At 66.8% G+C, this 17,903-nt stretch carries 17 protein-coding genes; 8 read left to right on the forward strand and 9 right to left on the reverse strand.

Going from position 1 to position 17,903, the window contains the following annotated elements; translation table 11 throughout:
* From tpiA to ACSYG9_RS22650, 5 genes are all read left to right on the forward strand, one after another.
* Nucleotides 1-786, forward strand: coding sequence for a triose-phosphate isomerase (gene tpiA, locus ACSYG9_RS22630; protein ID WP_440124589.1), 786 nt, complete (start codon nt 1-3; stop codon nt 784-786).
* A gap of 202 nt (nt 787-988) precedes the next feature.
* On the forward strand, nt 989-1,222 hold the full coding sequence (secG, locus tag ACSYG9_RS22635; RefSeq protein WP_054720914.1) for a preprotein translocase subunit SecG: 234 nt from the start codon (nt 989-991) through the stop codon (nt 1,220-1,222).
* Between the two features lie 46 nt (nt 1,223-1,268).
* Nucleotides 1,269-4,025, forward strand: a complete 2,757-nt coding sequence (gene ppc / locus ACSYG9_RS22640) for a phosphoenolpyruvate carboxylase (protein ID WP_454840010.1) — start codon at nt 1,269-1,271, stop codon at nt 4,023-4,025.
* 105 nt (nt 4,026-4,130) lie between these two features.
* Nucleotides 4,131-4,475, forward strand: a complete 345-nt coding sequence (locus ACSYG9_RS22645; RefSeq protein WP_440124591.1) for a YciI family protein — start codon at nt 4,131-4,133, stop codon at nt 4,473-4,475.
* A 3-nt stretch (nt 4,476-4,478) separates the two neighbouring features.
* Nucleotides 4,479-5,738, forward strand: a complete 1,260-nt coding sequence (locus ACSYG9_RS22650; RefSeq protein ID WP_440124592.1) for a DUF6596 domain-containing protein — start codon at nt 4,479-4,481, stop codon at nt 5,736-5,738.
* Between the two features lie 10 nt (nt 5,739-5,748).
* On the opposite strand, the gene ACSYG9_RS22655 is transcribed toward ACSYG9_RS22650, so the two are convergent.
* Together ACSYG9_RS22655 and ACSYG9_RS22660 are read right to left on the reverse strand one after the other, a co-directional pair.
* Complete coding sequence (locus ACSYG9_RS22655) at nt 5,749-6,237, reverse strand: SRPBCC domain-containing protein (protein WP_440124593.1); 489 nt, start codon at nt 6,235-6,237, stop codon at nt 5,749-5,751.
* A 291-nt stretch (nt 6,238-6,528) separates the two neighbouring features.
* A complete protein-coding gene (locus ACSYG9_RS22660) occupies nt 6,529-6,720 on the reverse strand; it encodes a hypothetical protein (RefSeq protein WP_440124594.1) in 192 nt (63 codons plus the stop codon).
* Nucleotides 6,721-6,834: 114 nt separating this feature from the next.
* Here ACSYG9_RS22660 and ACSYG9_RS22665 point away from each other — a divergent pair, with 114 nt between their 5' ends.
* Nucleotides 6,835-7,785: a helix-turn-helix domain-containing protein gene (locus ACSYG9_RS22665; RefSeq protein ID WP_440124595.1), complete on the forward strand. Its 951-nt coding sequence runs from the start codon at nt 6,835-6,837 to the stop codon at nt 7,783-7,785.
* Nucleotides 7,786-7,799: 14 nt separating this feature from the next.
* Here ACSYG9_RS22665 and pgl read toward each other — a convergent pair whose 3' ends face one another.
* From pgl to tkt, 5 genes are read right to left on the reverse strand one after another with little or no spacing between them, the layout of a single operon-like run.
* The gene (pgl, locus tag ACSYG9_RS22670) at nt 7,800-8,555 is read right to left on the reverse strand and encodes a 6-phosphogluconolactonase (RefSeq protein ID WP_440124596.1); all 756 of its coding nucleotides are present in this window, start codon (nt 8,553-8,555) and stop codon (nt 7,800-7,802) included.
* Nucleotides 8,548-9,456, reverse strand: a complete 909-nt coding sequence (gene opcA, locus ACSYG9_RS22675) for a glucose-6-phosphate dehydrogenase assembly protein OpcA (RefSeq protein ID WP_440124597.1) — start codon at nt 9,454-9,456, stop codon at nt 8,548-8,550. Before opcA ends, pgl begins: the two co-directional genes overlap by 8 nt.
* Nucleotides 9,453-10,994, reverse strand: coding sequence for a glucose-6-phosphate dehydrogenase (zwf, locus tag ACSYG9_RS22680; protein ID WP_440124598.1), 1,542 nt, complete (start codon nt 10,992-10,994; stop codon nt 9,453-9,455). Before zwf ends, opcA begins: the two co-directional genes overlap by 4 nt.
* A 2-nt stretch (nt 10,995-10,996) precedes the next feature.
* Nucleotides 10,997-12,142, reverse strand: a complete 1,146-nt coding sequence (gene tal, locus ACSYG9_RS22685; protein WP_454840015.1) for a transaldolase — start codon at nt 12,140-12,142, stop codon at nt 10,997-10,999.
* A gap of 5 nt (nt 12,143-12,147) precedes the next feature.
* Entirely contained in the window at nt 12,148-14,250 is a 2,103-nt protein-coding gene (gene tkt, locus ACSYG9_RS22690; protein ID WP_454840017.1) for a transketolase, read from the reverse strand.
* A gap of 211 nt (nt 14,251-14,461) precedes the next feature.
* Here tkt and ACSYG9_RS22695 point away from each other — a divergent pair, with 211 nt between their 5' ends.
* Entirely contained in the window at nt 14,462-15,439 is a 978-nt protein-coding gene (locus ACSYG9_RS22695; RefSeq protein WP_454840019.1) for a heme o synthase, read from the forward strand.
* Nucleotides 15,440-15,509: 70 nt separating this feature from the next.
* Here the strand turns inward: ACSYG9_RS22695 and ACSYG9_RS22700 are convergent, their stop codons facing one another.
* Entirely contained in the window at nt 15,510-16,475 is a 966-nt protein-coding gene (locus tag ACSYG9_RS22700) for a quinone oxidoreductase family protein (RefSeq protein ID WP_454840021.1), read from the reverse strand.
* A gap of 22 nt (nt 16,476-16,497) precedes the next feature.
* Between ACSYG9_RS22700 and ACSYG9_RS22705 the strand changes: the two genes are divergently transcribed.
* Nucleotides 16,498-16,839 carry a hypothetical protein gene (locus ACSYG9_RS22705; RefSeq protein WP_169690557.1) on the forward strand — a complete coding sequence of 114 codons (342 nt, stop codon included), beginning with the start codon at nt 16,498-16,500 and terminating at the stop codon, nt 16,837-16,839.
* Nucleotides 16,840-16,910: 71 nt separating this feature from the next.
* Here ACSYG9_RS22705 and ACSYG9_RS22710 read toward each other — a convergent pair whose 3' ends face one another.
* Nucleotides 16,911-17,876, reverse strand: coding sequence for a COX15/CtaA family protein (locus ACSYG9_RS22710; protein WP_440124603.1), 966 nt, complete (start codon nt 17,874-17,876; stop codon nt 16,911-16,913).
* Nucleotides 17,877-17,903 lie beyond the last annotated feature (27 nt).

Raw genomic sequence — 17,903 nt, forward strand, 5'->3', positions numbered from 1 at the left:
ATGGCACGCAAACCGCTCATCGCGGGCAACTGGAAGATGAACCTCAACCACCTCGAGGCCATCGCACTGGTGCAGAAGATCGCGTTCACCCTCCCCGACAAGTACCTGGAGAAGGTCGATGTCGCGGTCATCCCGCCGTTCACCGACATCCGCTCGGTGCAGACCCTGATCGAAGGCGACAAGATCGGGCTCACCTACGGTGCGCAAGACGTGTCGGCGCAGAGTTCCGGTGCCTACACCGGCGAGATCTCCGGTGCCATGCTCGCCAAACTCGGATGCACCTACGTCGTCGTCGGACACTCCGAGCGGCGCACCCTCCACGGAGAGACCGACGAGCTCGTCCGCGACAAGGCGAAGGCTGCGCTCGCGCACGGTCTGATCCCGATCGTATGTATCGGTGAAGGTCTCGACGTTCGTGAGGCGGGCAACCACGTCGCCTACAACGTCGAACAGTTGAAGGGTTCGCTCGCCGGGCTGTCCGCCGACGACATCGCCAAGATCGTCGTCGCATACGAGCCGGTCTGGGCCATCGGCACGGGCAAGGTGGCCTCGGCCGCCGACGCTCAGGAGGTGTGTGCCGCGGTGCGGGCCACCCTCGCCGAGCTGGCCTCGCCCGAGGTCGCGGCGTCCGTCCGTGTCCTCTACGGCGGTTCCGTCAACGCCAAGAACGTCGGTGAGCTCGTCGCTCAAACCGACGTCGACGGAGGTCTCGTGGGCGGTGCATCGCTCAAGGCCGACGAGTTCGCGCAATTGTCGGCGATCGCTGCCGGAGGCCCGCTGCTCTAGGCAATCGACACGCTGGTGTCACCGCTGTGGGGTGCAGGATCCGTGCTGATCCTGCACCCCACAGTCATTGTCGAAGCTCGACTGCGTTTCGCGGCAACGCGAGGTCATGCATGACTGCGGTGCCGCGAATCTGCATGCACCCGGCCACCGGGTAAGCTGACGGCCGACGTCACCCACCAGCCGAAGGACACCGAACACCGACATGGCACTGTTCCTGGACATCCTCCTGATCGCCACCAGCCTCCTGCTGATCCTGTTGGTGCTGCTGCACCGCGCCAAGGGCGGCGGCCTGTCGAGCCTGTTCGGTGGCGGAGTCCAATCGAGCCTGTCCGGTTCGACCGTCGCGGAGAAGAACCTCGACCGAGTGACCCTCTTCGTCGGCATCATCTGGGTCATCTCCATCCTCGGTATCGGGCTGCAGATCAAGTTCAGCTGACGCTGTAGCGCTCGCGGAGCGGCAACCGGCCGCGGATACTGAGCGCATGACCGACACCGCTCCGGCTTCGGCCACCGAACCACTCCGCGACGACATCCGACTGCTCGGCGGCATCCTCGGCGCCGTCGTCCGAGAACATGCGGGCGACGAGATCTTCGGTCTTGTCGAAGCAGCACGTGTCGCCAGCTTCCAGATCCGGCGTTCCGAACTGGAACGCTCCGAGCTGGCCGCGCGTCTCACCGCGGTCCCCACCGCCGATGCCATTCCGGTGGTGCGTGCCTTCAGTCACTTCGCTCTGCTCGCGAACCTTGCCGAAGATCTCCACCGCGAACGTCGCCGCGCCGTCCACGTCCATGCGGGCGACCCAGCACCGGACAGCTCCCTCGCCGCGACCTACATCCGGCTCGATGCGGCGCACCTCGATCCGGGCACTGTCGCCGACGCCCTCGCCGCCGCGCTTGTCGCTCCCGTCATCACCGCGCATCCGACCGAAACCCGTCGCCGCACCATCTTCGACGTGCAAACCGCCGTCACCGAACTCATGCGTCGCCGCGACAACGTGGCCGACGCGCATGCGCGTGAGCTACTCGACAAAGACCTGCACCGACAGATCCTGACGCTGTGGCAGACGGCGTTGATCCGATTGTCGCGGCCACGGATCAGCGACGAGATCGAGAACGGTCTGCGGTACTACGAACTCGCGCTGTTCGATGTCGTCCCCGAACTCAACACCGAGATCCGCCGCGAATTGCGCCGCCGCTGGCCCAGTGCAGCGATCCTCACCCAGCCCCTGGTGCGCCCCGGGTCGTGGATCGGTGGTGACCGCGACGGCAACCCCAACGTCGACGCCGACGTCGTGGCGACAGCGTGCGACAGAGCCAGCGCGACGGCGCTGCGTCACCACCTCGGCGAACTCGCGGCGCTAGAGCGCGAACTGTCGATGTCGGCTCGGATCACTCCGGTCACCGAACAGCTGAAGGCGCTCGCGGACGGTTCCGGCGACAACGACCCTGCCCATTGCGACGAGCCGTACCGCCGAGCGGTCCACGGGATCCGCCGCCGGCTCTCTGCGACCGTGATGCGCCTGCATCCGGGACTCGAACTGGCCGACACCGTCGACGGTGAGCCGGTGGGTTACGTGAGGCCGGCCCAGTTGCTCGCCGATCTCGGAATCCTCGACGTCTCGTTGCGGGGTGCGGGCAGCGCGGTGATCGCCGATGACCGCCTGGCCCGGCTCCGCGGGGCTGTCGAGGTGTACGGATTCCACCTCGCCCCGCTGGACCTGCGCCAGAACTCGGAGGTCCACGAACGCGTCGTGGCCGAGTTGTTCGCCTGGTCGGGGGTGACCGACCGCTACCGTGAGCTCGACGAGAATGCCCGGGTCGCACTGCTCACCGCGGAACTGCGCGTCCGTCGGCCATTGAGCACGCCCGAGGCCCACCTGACGGAGGAGACCGCAAAAGAACTCGCGATCCTCCGTGCCGCTGCGGCTGCGGTGCGCCGCATCGGTCCTACCGCGATCGAGCACTACGTCATCAGCATGTGCACGTCGGTCTCGGACCTGCTCGAAGTGGAGGTGTTGCTCAAGGAGGTGGGGCTGCTCGATCTCGACGCGGGCTACCCACGATGCACCGTCCAGGTGATACCTCTGTTCGAGACCATCGACGATCTGCGTGGGGGAGCGACGACCTTGACCGCGGCACTTGCCGTCCCCGAGTTCCGCAGCCTCGTCGATGCCCACGACGGCGTGCAGGAAGTGATGCTCGGGTATTCGGACTCGAACAAGGACGGCGGCTATCTCGCCGCGAACTGGGCGCTGTATCGCGCCGAACTGGACTTGGTGGATGCCGCGCGCGCGACCGGAATCCGGCTGCGGCTGTTCCACGGCAGGGGCGGCACGGTCGGCCGCGGCGGCGGCCCGAGCGACGATGCGATCCTCGCGCAACCACCTGGCGCGGTGAACGGATCGCTGCGCCTGACCGAACAGGGCGAGGTGATCTCCGCGAAGTACCGTGATCCTGTTCTGGCCCGCCGAAACCTGGAGGCACTCGTCGCCGCCACACTCGAGTCGACGCTCCTCGATGTCGAAGGCCTCGGTGCCGACGCACCGGCGGCCTACAGAGTCTTCGACGAACTAGCGGATCTCGCTTATCGGGCCTACCGGAGCCTGGTGCACGATACACCGGGCTTCGTCGAGTACTTCACCACTTCGACTCCCGTCGCCGAGATCGGTGATCTGAACATCGGGAGCCGCCCGGCGTCTCGTAAACCGACCGAGGCGATAGCCGACCTGAGTGCCATCCCGTGGGTGCTGGCCTGGACCCAGTCGCGTGTGATGCTTCCCGGCTGGTACGGCACGGGCAGTGCCATTACGGAATGGATCGGTAACGCCCCCGACCGGCTCGCGACTCTGCAGGAGCTCTACCGACGGTGGCCGTTCTTCCGTTCCGTACTGTCGAACATGGCCCAGGTCATGGCCAAATCGGATCTGGGGTTGGCGGCCCGCTACTCGGAACTCGTGGAGGACGAAGGACTACGCGCGCGGGTGTTCGGTCGGATCGTCGCCGAACACGAGAGCACGGTGCAGGTGTACTTGCAGATCACCGGATACGACTCGCTGGTCGCCGACAACCCCGCCTTGGAACGGTCGCTTCACAACCGGTTCCCCTATCTCGAACCGCTCAACCACCTGCAGGTCGAACTGTTGCGGCGATATCGTGGCGGCGAGGACAACGACGAGGTCAAGCGTGCGATACAGCTGACCATGAACGGACTCGCCACCGCGCTGCGCAACAGCGGCTGAGATCCCCCGAAAGAAATTTCGCGCGGTATGTCGATTCGAGGCAGGTCCGTTCGTCGTCATCATGTACGGCAACCCGGCCGCACATCCGCACACTGGAGATCCGTCGTGAAATACATGCTGATGATCTACGCAGACACCGCAACCGACATCGAGCCCACCTGTGACTTCGAGGATTGGCAGCAATACGACAAGGAGTTGAAGGAGGCGGGGATCCTTGTTTCCGGGCATGCCCTCGAAGACCTCGTCACCGCCACCTCCGTCCAGGTGGACGCCGAAGGCCGTCGCAGCGTCACCGATGGCCCGTTCGCGGAGAGTCGTGAGGTTCTCGGAGGGTACGACGTCATCGACGTACCGAACCTCGACGTCGCGCTCGACTGGGCGGCACGCTGCCCCGGGTCCCGCGACGGCGGCCGTGTCGTGGTGCGACCCATCGCGGAGTTCGGGGCCTAAGTTGTGACCGACCCGGACACCTCCGCAGATGCCGCGCTGCGGATCGAGACGGTGTTCCGGGAGGAACACGGCCGGCTGCTCGCGGCGCTCGTCCACCGGTTCGGTGACCTCGACCTCGCCGAGGAAGTGGCGTCCGAAGCGATCGAAGCTGCCTTGATTCACTGGCCGGTGGACGGCGTCCCGGATCGCCCCGGAGCGTGGTTGCTCACAACTGCACGCCGGCGCGCTCTCGATCGTCTCCGCCGTGACCGCGCCTACGCAGAGCGGCTGGCGGTCCTCGCAGTGGAATCCGAGAGATCCGCGCCCCGCACGGTTCCCGAGGGCGACGACCTGCCCGACGATCGGCTTGAACTCTTCTTCGCATGCGCCCATCCGGCATTGTCGCCGGACGACCGCATCGCGCTGATCCTGCGCTGCCTCGCTGGACTCGATACCGGCGAGGTTGCGCGGGCCTTCCTCGTCCCGCGCACCACCATGGCCCAGCGGATCGTGCGTGCCAAGAACAAGATTCGTGGTGCACGCATCCCGTTCCGGGTGCCGCGCCCCGACGAGCTGCCGGAGCGGCTGCCGGTGGTGCTCGGCGCCGTGTACTCGATCTTCACCGAGGGGTACACGGCGAGCACCGGAGAGTCACTGCAGCGCCTCGACCTCGCGGAAGAAGCGATCCGCCTGGCCCGGATCCTGCGCAGGCTGATGCCCTCGGAACGTGAAGTGACCGGGCTTCTTGCCCTGACACTGCTCGTGCACGCCCGCCGCGAAGCGCGCACCGATTCGTCGGGCGCGCTGGTGTTGCTCGCCGATCAGGACCGCACTCGCTGGGACCTCCCGATGATCGACGAAGGTCGGTATCTGGTCGGTGAAGCATTGACCGGCGGACGTCCCGGCCCCTATGCGGTGCAGGCGGCGATTGCGGCGGTGCACGACGAATCGGAGCGCGCCGACGACACCGACTGGCCGCAGATCGTGGCGCTCTACGACGTGCTCGGCGCCCTCACGCAGTCACCGATCGTCGCGGTGAACCGCGCGGTGGCTGTTGCGATGCGCGACGGTCCCGCTGCGGGACTGACTCTGCTCGAGGACCTGGCCGGCGAACCGGCTATTCGCAATCACCACCCGTACGCCGCAGCCCGAGCCGAGTTGCTGCACCGCCTCGGACGTCACGATGAAGCCGCCGAGTTGTATCGGCGCGCGCTGGACCTCGCGGGTACCGCGCCCGAACGCCGGTACCTGTCGATGAAGCTCAGCGAGATCACGCCGAAGTGAGGCACGAAGACTACCGATACTCGTCGGCGAGATCGGGATATTCGTCCCACCGTGGTAGCCGGGTCCCGAGCACCGCAGCCTCGAGCCGGTCGAGGTAGTACTGCCAGCCGGGACCGATTTCTCCGACCTGCGAGCGGGGCACGTGTCGATGGGAGAATTCGACGGTGGTGACCCGGCCGATCGAGTGCAGCGCTACTTCGAGCAACCATCCGTCGATGTCGACGACGAACCCCGTCGGAGGAGTGCAGGTCACCACCCGTACATCGCTGGTGCTCGTGTCGTGCTGATCCGACATCGTCAGTCGAATCCATCCTGTAGTGGGGTCGCCGGTGTAAGAGCCGTACCAGCGGGAAAGGGATTCGGGATCGGTCAGGGCGGTCCACATCTCGCCGAGTGAACAGACGACCACGCGCTGATACCGCAGCGTGACCAGGGTCGAGCCGTCCGGGCAATCCTGCTCGGGGCGAACAGCTCCGGGGATGGTCGTCGGGGTGCTCACAGTGACTCTCCTCTCCCACGTTCTGGGCGTCGTGCTCCACCCATTGTCGCGCAGTGTGCCGACGTTGCGGTGACATATTGGGTGGGGGAGGGAACCGTTCGGGTCTCCGCCGCGTCGAACTTGACGAGAGGGAAATCACGCGGCGACACGCCGCGGCAACCACGTGAGGAGCCCGCCGCATGGATCCACGCACGACGCGATGTGTACCAACCAGGTCACCACTGAGGACCCTGCGTGTGGCCCGCGGCCCGCGTTCCCTGAGGCAGATGCGTTGCGTGCATGTGGGAGGGGCTACGCCGCAGCATCGGTCGGGTCAGGACGACCCGGATCGGAACGAGCGGGAGGAGTGAGCTGCGGAGCGGCGTCCGGTGCTGTGCGGGCGAGGTGGGTCGGTGGAATGGGAATACCGTGGTGGGTCAGGGTCGCAGCATCCAGCCCGGCGAGGAAATGATGCAGCGTCGAGATCAACGGGTGGGTCTTCACGGACGAACCTCCTCGGAATCACTGTTCGGAATCACTACTCGGGCACTTCGAGCACACCACCGCCGATGCCGTAGAAACAGTGGCAGTGATGCCATGTATCGGTAATATTTGGCCATGTCGCACGTGGTGGCGCTTCCGGTGTACGACGGCATGACCTTGCTCGAATACGGGGCGGTGATCGAAGCCCTGGGATTCCGGTGGTCCGAGCTGCCCGAACTCGATTACGAACTGCGCAGCTGCGGGCCGAAGACCGGCGTGACCACGCTCAGTGGTGCGGCGCTCGTCCCTCGATTCCCGATCGAGGCGATCGCCGACGCAGACACGGTCATCGTGACCGGTGTCCGCGATGTCGACCGCGACCGTTGTGCCGAGTGGGGCGACCTGCTTCGCACCGCCGCCGCACGTGGCGCCCGGATGGTGTCGGTCTGCACCGGTGCGTTCGCCCTCGCCGAAGCGGGACTCCTCGACGGTCGACGGGCCACGACACACTGGCGGCACGAACACCTCATGAGGTCCGCATTTCCGGCCGTCGACCTGAACATCGCAGCGATCGTCGTGCGCGACGGCAACTTCGTCACCAGCGCCGGAGCATCCGCGGGTCTCGACCTCAGCATCGCCCTCATCCGGGACGATCACGGGCCGGACCGCGCCAACGACATCGCCAGGCGGTTGGTCATGACACCACATCGCCACGCAGACCAGGCCCAATTCGTCGACGTCGACCGGATTCAGGTGCGCGACGACCCCGCCTTCACGCGCATACTCGGTGCGGTCGGTGACGACGTCGGCCGCCCGTGGACAGTTCAGGATCTTGCGGCCGAAGCGAACGTGTCGCCGCGCACACTACATCGGAGATTCCGGGCATACACAGGGTTCTCGCCCTTGGACTGGCTTGTCCGCCAGCGCATTCGAGCGGCGATGTCGCTGCTGGAACACACCGATCGGCCGGTCGAGGCGATCGGACGTGCAACAGGATTCGATGCCGCGGAAACCTTCCGATACCACTTCAGGCGTGTTGTCGGAACCAATCCGCGCGACTACCGCATGAGCTTCCGCGGAGCGTAGAACAGGTCGGACGATCAGGGCTTCGGGAGATCCGCTGCCGCAGCCGGATCGACGAACCACACTGTCCGCTCGCGGCCCCTCGCACCCGCTGCGGGAATCTCATGCGGATCGGCGCCGCCGACCGCCGCGGCGACCGCGTCGGCTTTGGCTGCACCGGTGACGAGCAGCCACACCTGTCGCGCCCGCTGAATCGCGGGCAACGTCAGCGTCACCCGCGCGGGCGGGGGTTTCGGGGAATCGTCGAGACCGACGACGAACCGGGCGTCCTCACGCACCGCATCGGTATGGGGGAACAACGAATTGATGTGCCCCTCCCCGCCCATGCCGAGCAGGTGCACATCGAAGGTGGGGACGGTGTTGTCGGGGGAGTGCTGGGCGAGCACCTCCGCGTAGCGAGCAGCGGACTCCTGCGGCGTGGTGCAGCCGTTCTCGCCGAGCCCCGGCATCGTGTGGACGCGCGACGCGCCGATCGGAACCAGATCGAGCAACGCGGCGCGGGCCTGCACCTCGTTGCGGTCGGGGTGGCCGGGCGGCAGGAAGCGCTCATCGCCGAAGAACACGTTCACCGCCGACCAATCGATGCCGCCTTGATCGCGTCGCACGTGCTCGAGAACCGCGATGCCGGTACCTCCGCCGGTCAGGACAACAGATGCCTGCACGCGCTCGCGTTGTGCGGCGACGATCGCCTCGACGAACTGCGATGCAGCAGCCTTTGCGACCGCATCGGCATCGGCGAACTTCGCGACCTCCACGGGTCCGAACTCAGACATATTCCACCTTCGACAGTTCGGCCAGCGCGGCCTCGTAGATTTCGTCGGGATCGAGGCGCCGCAACTCCTCTGCGAGACACTCGGCAGAGTCACGGCGAGCCAGGGTGATCAGGGCGTCGGGTTTGTCGGTGCGCTGCAGCGTCGCCACACGCCCGTCCTGAGGCCGATCGAGCACGATCGTCTGAGTTTCGGTGTGCAACTCGACGCGCAGCTCGCCGACTGCGCGCTGGACCGGGCAATCGAGCCGGCTCGCGAGCCACCCCGCCAGCAGATCGATCGCGACCTCCCCGTGCAGACCCGACACTGTCGCCGAGAGGACCTTCTCGTAGGGTGGCTGATCCAACGCGGAGACGAGCAGCGCGCGCCAGTACGTGATCCTGGCCCACGCAAGGTCGGTGTCGCCGGGCCGGTAGCCCGTGAGGCGCCCCACGATGTCGGCCCGCGGATCGATCGCATTGGTGGCATCGGTGATGCGCCGCACCGCGAGCTTCCCGACCGGATCCAGGGCCGGAACGGCGGGGGCCTGATTCGGCCACCAGGCGACCACCGGTGTGTCCGGAAGCAGGAACGGGACGACCACGGATTCCTGATGGTCGCCGAGCTCGCCGTGCAACGCGAGGATCAGCACCTCGGATGCCCCGGCCTCCCCGGCGACCCGGATCTCCGCGTCGAGGCGCGGGGGGCCGTCCATGCGTCCCCGGCCGATCACGATGACACGGCACGGATGTTCGCGGGACGCGTCGGTCGCCGCCGAGATCGACGCTTCGAGACGCCGTGCGTCGCCCGCACACACGATCAACGTCAGAACGCGACCCTGCGTGACGACACCGCCCGTGCGCCGCAGTTCCACGATCTTCTTGCTGACATCCACGGCGGACGTGTCGCGCAACTGAACTCTCACGGTCGCCTCCATTCGCGGCCGGAGCGGCGCAGCATCTCGTCGGCGGCAGCGGGGCCCCACGTACCCGACTCGTACCCTTCGGGGCGACCCGACTTCGCCCAGTGCTCGAGTACCGGATCGAGGATGTGCCAGGACAATTCGACCTCCTGGTTCACCGGGAACAATGACGGCTCACCGAGCAGTACGTCGAGCAACAACCGCTCGTACGCCTCGGGGGACGACACCGTGAACGCCTGGCCGTAGCTGAAGTCCATATTCACATCCCGGACCTCCATCTCGGAGCCGGGGACCTTCGAGCCGAAACGCATCGTGACGCCTTCGTCGGGCTGAACCCGGATGACGAGGGCGTTCTGGCCGAGTTCCTCGGTCATCGTGGTGTCGAACGGAAGGTGCGGTGCGCGCTTGAACACCACCGCGATCTCGGTGACACGGCGACCGAGCCGTTTACCCGTGCGGAGGTAGAACGGCACTCCCGCCCACCGGCGGGTATCGACTTCGAGGGTGATCGCGGCGTAGGTCTCCGTCGTCGAATCGGACGCGAACCCGTCCTCTTCGAGCAGCCCCACCACGGGTTCGCCGCCCTGCCAGCCCGCGGTGTACTGGCCGCGGGCGGTGGTCTCGTCGAGCGGCTCGGCGAGACGGGTCGCGGACAGCACCTTGATTCTCTCGGCGCGCAGCTCGGACGGCGCAAAGCTGACCGGTTCCTCCATGGCGGTGAAAGCGAGCAGCTGAAGCAGATGGTTCTGGATGACGTCGCGGGCCGCGCCGATACCGTCGTAATACCCCGCGCGACCACCGAGGCCGATGTCTTCGGCCATCGTGATCTGCACGTGGTCGACATAGTGCGCGTTCCAGATCGGGTCGAACAGCTGGTTCGCGAAACGGAGCGCCAGGATGTTCTGGACCGTTTCCTTGCCCAGATAATGGTCGATTCGGAACACCGAATCCTCGGAGAACACCTCACCGACGACGGAATTGAGCTCGCGGGCGCTTTCCTGGTCGTGCCCGAACGGCTTCTCGATCACCACGCGGCTCCACGCGCCGTTCTCAGGTTCGGCGAGCCCGGATCGGGACAACTGTCCGCACACCACCGGGAACGCGGCAGGCGGGACCGACAGATAGAACGCATGGTTTCCGCCGGTGCCGCGTTCACGGTCGAGTTTCTCGAGTGTGGCAGTCAATTCCGCGAAGGCGCTGTCGTCGTCGAAGGAGCCCTGCACGAAGCGGATTCCTTCGGAGAGACGTTGCCACACCTCTTCGCGGAACGGGGTACGGGAATGGTCACGGACCGCGGCGTGCACGATCTGACCGAAGTCCTCGTCGGCCCAGTCCCGCCGAGCGAAACCGACCAATGCGAATCCGGGCGGCAGCAGACCCCGATTGGCCAGGTCGTAGACCGCGGGCATCAGTTTCCGTCGGGCGAGGTCGCCGGTGACCCCGAAGATCACGAGGGCGCATGGTCCCGCGATGCGAGGAAGACGACGGTCTCTGCCATCCCGCAGCGGGTTGACCCACGCCGCCGCGCCGGATTCGCGCACGCTCAGCCCTCCGTGCCCGGAGCGTGGGCAGCCAACTGCTCGGATGTGGCCGCCAGCAACTCGTTCCACGAAACCTCGAACTTCTCGACGCCTTCGTCCTCGAGTTTGCGGAAGACATCGGGCAGGTCGACACCGATCTTGGTGAGCGCATCGAAGACCTGCTGGGCGGCCGCGACGTTGCCGGTGACGGTGTCGCCGGTGATCTCACCGTGGTCGGCGACGGCCTCGAGGGTCTTCTCCGGCATGGTGTTGACCGTGTTCGGCGCCACGAGGTCGGTGACGTACAGGGTGTCGGGGTAGTCCGGGTTCTTCACGCCTGTCGAGGCCCACAAGGCCCGCTGAGGGTGGGCACCAGCGGCCTCGAGTGACGGGAACCGCGCGCCGGTCTCGAACGCCGCCCGGTACGCAGCGTAGGCGAGGCGGGCGTTGGCGACCCCCGCCTTGCCGCGCAGAGCGAGCGCGGCGTCGGTGCCGATCTCGTCGAGGCGCGGATCGATCTCGGTATCGACGCGGGAGACGAAGAACGACGCCACCGACCGGATCTGCGACAGGTCGTGGCCCGCGGCCTTGGCGGCGGTGAGACCGTCGAGATACGCGTCGATCACTCGTTCGTAGCGGTCGACGGAGAAAATCAGCGTCACGTTCACGCTGATGCCCTCACCGATCACCCGGGCGATTGCGGGCAGCCCCGCGACCGTCGCCGGGATCTTGATGAACAGGTTGGGACGGTCGACGATCTTCCACAGCTCGAGTGCCTGCTCGACTGTCTCGTCGGTCTTGTGCGCCAGGCGGGGATCGACCTCGATGGACACACGTCCGTCGAGGCCTCCCGAAGCGTCGAAGACCGGGGCGAGCACATCGCATGCCGCCCGCACGTCGTCGGTGGTGGCGGCGAGGATCGTGGCGTCGACATCGGCGCCGGCGGCGGCGAGGTCGCGAATCTGCGAGTCGTACGCGTGGCCCTTCGACAACGCCGCCTGGAAGATCGACGGATTGGTGGTGACGCCCACGACACTGCGGGTGGCGACGAGTTCGGCGAGGTTGCCGGATTCGATGCGCTCACGCGACAGGTCGTCGAGCCAAACCGACACGCCTTCGGCGGACAGCTGCGCCAATTTCTCGTTCTGAGTGGAAACCTGCTGGGTCATCGGGGTCATCCCTTCACACGGGTGAGCGAGCGGCGGGCAGCGTCGACGACGGCCTCGGCGGTGATGCCGAACTCGCGGTACAGAGTCTTGTAGTCGGCCGAGGCGCCGTAATGCTCGAGTGAGACGGCTTCACCCGCATCCCCCAGCAGTCGGTACCAGGACATCGCCAGACCGGCTTCCACCGAAACACGGGCCTTGACCGACGGTGGGAGCACCTCATCGCGGTACGCCTGATCCTGCTCGAGGAACCACTCGAGCACCGGGACCGACACCACTCGCGTCGGGACACCGCCGGCTTCGAGCGTGTCGCGGGCGGCGACCGCGAGTTCGACCTCGGAACCGGTGGCGAGCAGCACGACCTCGGGGGTGCCGTTCGACGCCTCGGCGAGCACGTAGGCACCGCGGGCGACGCCCTCTGCCGCCTTCTCGCGTGTCCCCTCGAGCACAGGAACGTTCTGACGGGTCAGGGCGAGCGCTGTGGGGCCGGTGCGGTTCTCCAGTGCCGACTTCCACGCAAACGAGGTCTCGTTGGCATCCGCAGGACGGATCACCGCCAGATTCGGGATGGCGCGCAGCGCGGTGAGGTGCTCGATCGGCTGGTGGGTCGGGCCGTCCTCACCGAGACCGATCGAATCGTGCGTCCACACGTAGATCGCCGGGGTCTGCATCAGCGCAGCGAGACGCACCGCGGGGCGCATGTAGTCGGAGAACACGAGGAACGTGCCGCCGTACGGACGGGTGGGACCGTGCAGCGCGATGCCGTTGAGGATCGATCCCATAGCGTGCTCACGGATGCCGAAGTGCAGGGTGCGGCCGTACGGCTGTGCAGTCCAGTCCTTCGTCGAGATGGAGGCCGGGCCGAACGACTCGGACCCGGCGATCGTGGTGTTGTTGCTGCCCGCGAGGTCGGCGGACCCACCCCACAGCTCGGGCAGGATCGGGCCGAGGGCAGCGAGTGCCTTACCCGAGGCGGCTCGCGTGGCCGGTCCCTTCTCGGTCGGCTCGTAGGTGGGAAGTGCGTCCACCCACCCCTCGGGGAAGCTGCCCTCGTGCAGGCGGTCGAACAGTTCCTTGCGCTGCGGTTCACGCTCGGCCCACGCATCGAAGTCGGCCTGCCAGGCCTCGCGGGCCTTGGTGCCGCGATCGACGACACGGCGGGTGTGCTCGATCACCTCGGCGGCGACATCGAAGTTCTTCTCGGGGTCGAACCCGAGGGCCGTCTTGACCGCGGCGACTTCGTCGGCGCCGAGCGCGGCCCCGTGCGCGTCGCCGCTGTTCATCTTCGTCGGGGCGGGGTAACCGATGATGGTGCGCACCGAGATGAACGACGGCCGGTCGGTGACGGACTTGGCGTTCTCGACGGCCTCGAGCAGCGCGGAGACGTTCTCGCCGCCCTCGACGGTCTGTACATGCCAGCCGTAGGCCTCGTAGCGCTTGGAGACGTCCTCGCCGAGGGCGATCGCGGTGTCGTGCTCGATGGAGATCTTGTTGTCGTCGTAGAAGACGATCAGGTTGCCGAGTTCCTGCACGCCGGCGAGCGAGGACGCTTCGGACGTGACGCCCTCTTCGATGTCGCCGTCGGAGGCGACGACGTAGATGTAGTGGTCGAACGGACTCGCGCCCGGCGCGGCCTCGGGGTCGAACAGGCCACGCTCGCGGCGGGCGGCCATCGCCATGCCGACGGCGGAGGCCAGCCCCTGACCCAGCGGCCCGGTGGTCATCTCGACACCGGCGGTGTGGCCGTGCTCGGGGTGGCCGGGTGTGAGTGAACCCCACGTGCGCAGTGACTCGAGGTCGGCGAGTTCGAGTCCGTAACCGGACAGGTACAGCTGCACGTACAGCGTCAGGCTGGAATGTCCGCACGAGAGCACGAAGCGATCACGACCGACCCACTTCGGATCGGTCGGGTCGTGTCGCAGAACCCGCTGGTAGAGCGTGTAGGCCAGCGGAGCGAGGCTCATAGCGGTGCCCGGGTGCCCATTTCCGACCTTCTGGACGGCGTCGGCGGCGAGAATCCGCGCGGTGTCGACGGCCTTGGTGTCCAGGTCGGTCCAGTCGGCGGGATGGACCGCCTCGGTGAGGGTGCGGATCTCGTCTGTGATCGACACGAGCAGAAGTCTCCTGACATGGGTGTACGGGGTGCCGGCGGGTGTCAAAGCCCCACGCGCTCCTCCAGACTAATGCCCGGTGGTGAGCGGGTCGATTCGGTGCGCAGATGGCTGCGGTCTACCATCGTCCGTAGTAGTGGCGCGTCCGAACGACCGGGCGACCGTGAGCGGGCGAGCGAAGGTGCGTATTCGCGTGGTACAAGGAGACAGTGTGCGAGCAGGGCGGCGACCAGGAGGTCACGGCTTGGGCGCCCCGGAGGTTCCCGCCACGCCACGACCGGATACCGCGTGGGGTCGTCTTTCCGGCACGGTGCTCGCCTATATCGCGTTGACCAAGCCGCGTGTGATCGAGTTGCTGCTCGTCGCGACAATCCCCGCGATGCTGTTCGCAGACCGTGGCAGCGTCGACATCGTCCTGATCCTGAGCACCCTCTTCGGCGGGTGGATGGGTGCCGCGAGCGCGAACGCGCTCAACTGCGTCGTCGACGCCGACATCGACAAGGTGATGAAACGCACGGCGCTGCGGCCTCTCGCGCGCCAGGCCGTTCCGACCCGCAACGCCTTCGTGTTCGGTGTGGTGTTGGGGTTCGCGTCGTTCCTGTGGTTGTGGTGGCGTGCGAATCTTCTCGCGGGCCTGTTGGTCGTGGCGACCATTGCGTTCTACGTGCTCGTCTACACGATGGTGCTCAAGCGCCGCACGTGGCAGAACGTCGTGTGGGGCGGGGCCGCCGGATGCATGCCGGTCATGGTGGGCTGGGCCGCGGTCACCGGGTCCCTGAGCTGGGAACCGATCGTATTGTTCCTGGTGATCTTCTTCTGGACTCCGCCGCACACCTGGGCGCTCGCGATGCGCTACAAAGAGGATTACAAGGCCGCCGGGGTGCCGATGCTCCCGGTGATCGCCACCGAGCAGCACGTGACCAAGCAGATTCTGTTCTACACGTGGGCGACGGTCCTCGCGACACTGGTCATCGTGCCCGCGGCCGGCTTCATCTACGCAGTGGTGACGGTGCTGGCGGGGGCGTGGTTCCTTTATGTCGCGCACCAGCTGTACAACAGCGTTCGCGGTGGCGCATCGGTCAAGCCGCTCAAGCTGTTCCTGCAGTCCAACAACTATCTGGCCGTGGTGTGTCTCGGTCTCGCGGTGGACTCGGTGCTGGACCTGTCGACCATCACGTCGTACTTCTGACCCGTTTCTGCGATCACCCCGGTTTCCCACCTCGGTTCGGGAAACCGGGGTGATCGCGTGCAGCGCCGTGTCAGGGGAGCAGCACGATCGAACCGGTGGTGCGCCGTGACTCGAGGTCGGTGTGGGCCCGGGCGGCGTCGGCGAGGGGATACGTCGCGCCGACCCGGATGTCGAGCGTCCCCGCTGCGATCGCCGCGAACACGTCGCCGGAACGCCAAAGCAGTTCCTCGCGGGTCAGGGTATGGTGCGCCAGCGTCGGACGGGTGACGAACAACGATCCGGCCGGGTTGAGTCGCTGCAGATCGAACGGGGGCACTGCGCCGCTGGCGGCCCCGAACAGTGCCAGCGTGCCGCGGATACGCAGCGACGCCAGCGACGCCTCGAAGGTCGCGGCACCGACCCCGTCGTACACGGCGGCGACTCCGTCGCCGCCGGTGCGCGCCCGGACCTGCTCGGCGAGATCCTCGCCGTACCGCAGGACCTCAGCGGCACCCGCCTCCCGCGACAATGTCTCCTTCTCGTCGGTCGAGACCGTGGTGATCACGCGGACGCCCTTGGCAACCGCGAGCTGTGTCAGTAGCAGCCCGACACCGCCGGCTCCCGCATGCACGAGCACGGTGTCGCCGGGCTGCGCCGGATAGGTCGACTCGATCAGGTAGTGCGCGGTCATTCCCTGCAGCAGCACCGACGCGGCTTGCTCTGCGGGAACCGTGTCCGGGACGGGCACTGCCATGGAAGCCGGGACGCGGACCAGTTCGGCGTAGGAGCCCGGTGCCGCGCACCACGCCACACGCTGCCCGACGCTGATGTCGTCGACATCGGCGCCGATGGCCACCACCGTGCCGGTACCTTCCGAACCCGGGATGTGCGGTAGATCCGTGCTGTACATCCCGGTCCGGAAATAGGTGTCGATGAAATTGACGCCGATGGCCTCGGTCCGGACGAGCAGGTCGCCGGGGCCGGGTTCGGGATCGGGGAGTTCGGCGGGGACGAGTACTTCCGGGCCGCCGTGCTGTGCCACTTGGATTGCGCGCATACCGCCACAGTATTCTGCAGACATGAGCGTCGAAACCCAGACCACGCAGGCACCGGCCGACATCGTCTCGTCCCTCCGCAGCTTCGTCGCCGAGCACGGCGAAACCGCCAAGGCGGTCATTCAGCCCGTCGGGTATGCCGGCGTGCGGATCACCGTCGTCGCCGAGGACGGTGTGCTCGGTGATCGTATGGTCGCCGACCTGCCGACCGCTCACGCGGTCGTCGCGGCACTGCCCAACGTCACCGTCTCCGGATGGGAGCGTGAGGTCACCAGTATCGCCGATCCGGCCCGGGGGCACTGGAAGAAGATGGCGGGTTGGGTCGCAAATCAGACTCGTTTCCCGAAGGCACGTAACGAACGCTGAACGGAACTCTCAGAACGACACTTCGGCCGCCCGAGTTCATCGGGCGGCCGAAGTGGTATCTGCAGGAATGGTCACACCGTGACCGGCTCGCGGTGGGGCGAGTGGGTGCGGATCCGACCTGCGGCCCAGACCGCGGCGGTGGCGGCGGTGCACAGTCCGGCCCCTGCGACGTGGAACACCACGAGCACCGCCGGGACATCGGTCCAGAACTGCACGAGACCGATGCAGGACTGCGCGACGACGAGGGCCAGCACGACCTTGAGGCGAAGCTTCACAGCATTCGTGGTCTCCACCGCATACACGGCGAAGGTGAGGCCGACGAGCAGCGCCAGATACGCGACGAGCAGTTCGGCGTGCAGGTGCACGAGTGTGGTGATGTCGATATCCAGTCGCGGCACAGGCCGGTCGATGCTCTTGTCTCCGGCGTGCGGGCCCGCCCCGGTGACCATCGTCCCGGCGATCAGGACCCCGGCCAGCGCGGCACCGGACAGCGCGGTCAACCACCGCAGTGGCTGCGGGAGAATCTGCACCACCGCACCGTCGTCGGGTTCGCCGACCTTCGCGAAGAGCACGGTGGCGAGCCAGACCATCACCATCGACACCAGCAGGTGGATCGCGACGGTCCACCACAGCAGGCCCGTCAGGACGGTGATGCCACCGATGATGGCCTGCAGCACGGTGCCTGCGGGCATCAGCCACGCCCAGGCGATGACCTCACGGCGACGGCGCGCGCGTGTCACCGCAAGCACAATTGCGGCCGCGACGAGCACCACGACGAAGGTGAGCAGGCGGTTTCCGAACTCGACGATCTGGTGGAGCGTGTTCACGCTGCTGGATACGCCGACCGGAACCAGGGACCCGGGGAAACATTGCGGCCAGGTGGGGCATCCGAGACCGGATGCGGTCACGCGTACCACCGAGCCGGTCACCGCGATACCGCCCTGCACCACGATCGACAGAAAGGCGATAGCCCGCTGGGTCCTAAGGGACGGCAGAGGGAGACGGTCGACAAGGCTCAGGTAGCCGCGATACAACACGGAGACGATAGTACGACTCCGTCCACT

The sequence above is a fragment of the Rhodococcus sp. SJ-2 genome (assembly GCF_053750035.1).

Coding starts and splice junctions, on each gene's coding strand:
- secG (WP_054720914.1), top strand. CDS start 989: ATGGCACTGTTCCTGGACATCCTCCTGATCGCCACCAGCCTCCTGCTG.
- tal (WP_454840015.1), bottom strand. CDS start 12,142: ATGACCCAGCAGGTTTCCACTCAGAACGAGAAATTGGCGCAGCTGTCC.
- ACSYG9_RS22665 (WP_440124595.1), top strand. CDS start 6,835: ATGTCGCACGTGGTGGCGCTTCCGGTGTACGACGGCATGACCTTGCTC.
- ACSYG9_RS22700 (WP_454840021.1), bottom strand. CDS start 16,475: ATGCGCGCAATCCAAGTGGCACAGCACGGCGGCCCGGAAGTACTCGTC.
- pgl (WP_440124596.1), bottom strand. CDS start 8,555: ATGTCTGAGTTCGGACCCGTGGAGGTCGCGAAGTTCGCCGATGCCGAT.
- ACSYG9_RS22705 (WP_169690557.1), top strand. CDS start 16,498: ATGAGCGTCGAAACCCAGACCACGCAGGCACCGGCCGACATCGTCTCG.
- ppc (WP_454840010.1), top strand. CDS start 1,269: ATGACCGACACCGCTCCGGCTTCGGCCACCGAACCACTCCGCGACGAC.
- tpiA (WP_440124589.1), top strand. CDS start 1: ATGGCACGCAAACCGCTCATCGCGGGCAACTGGAAGATGAACCTCAAC.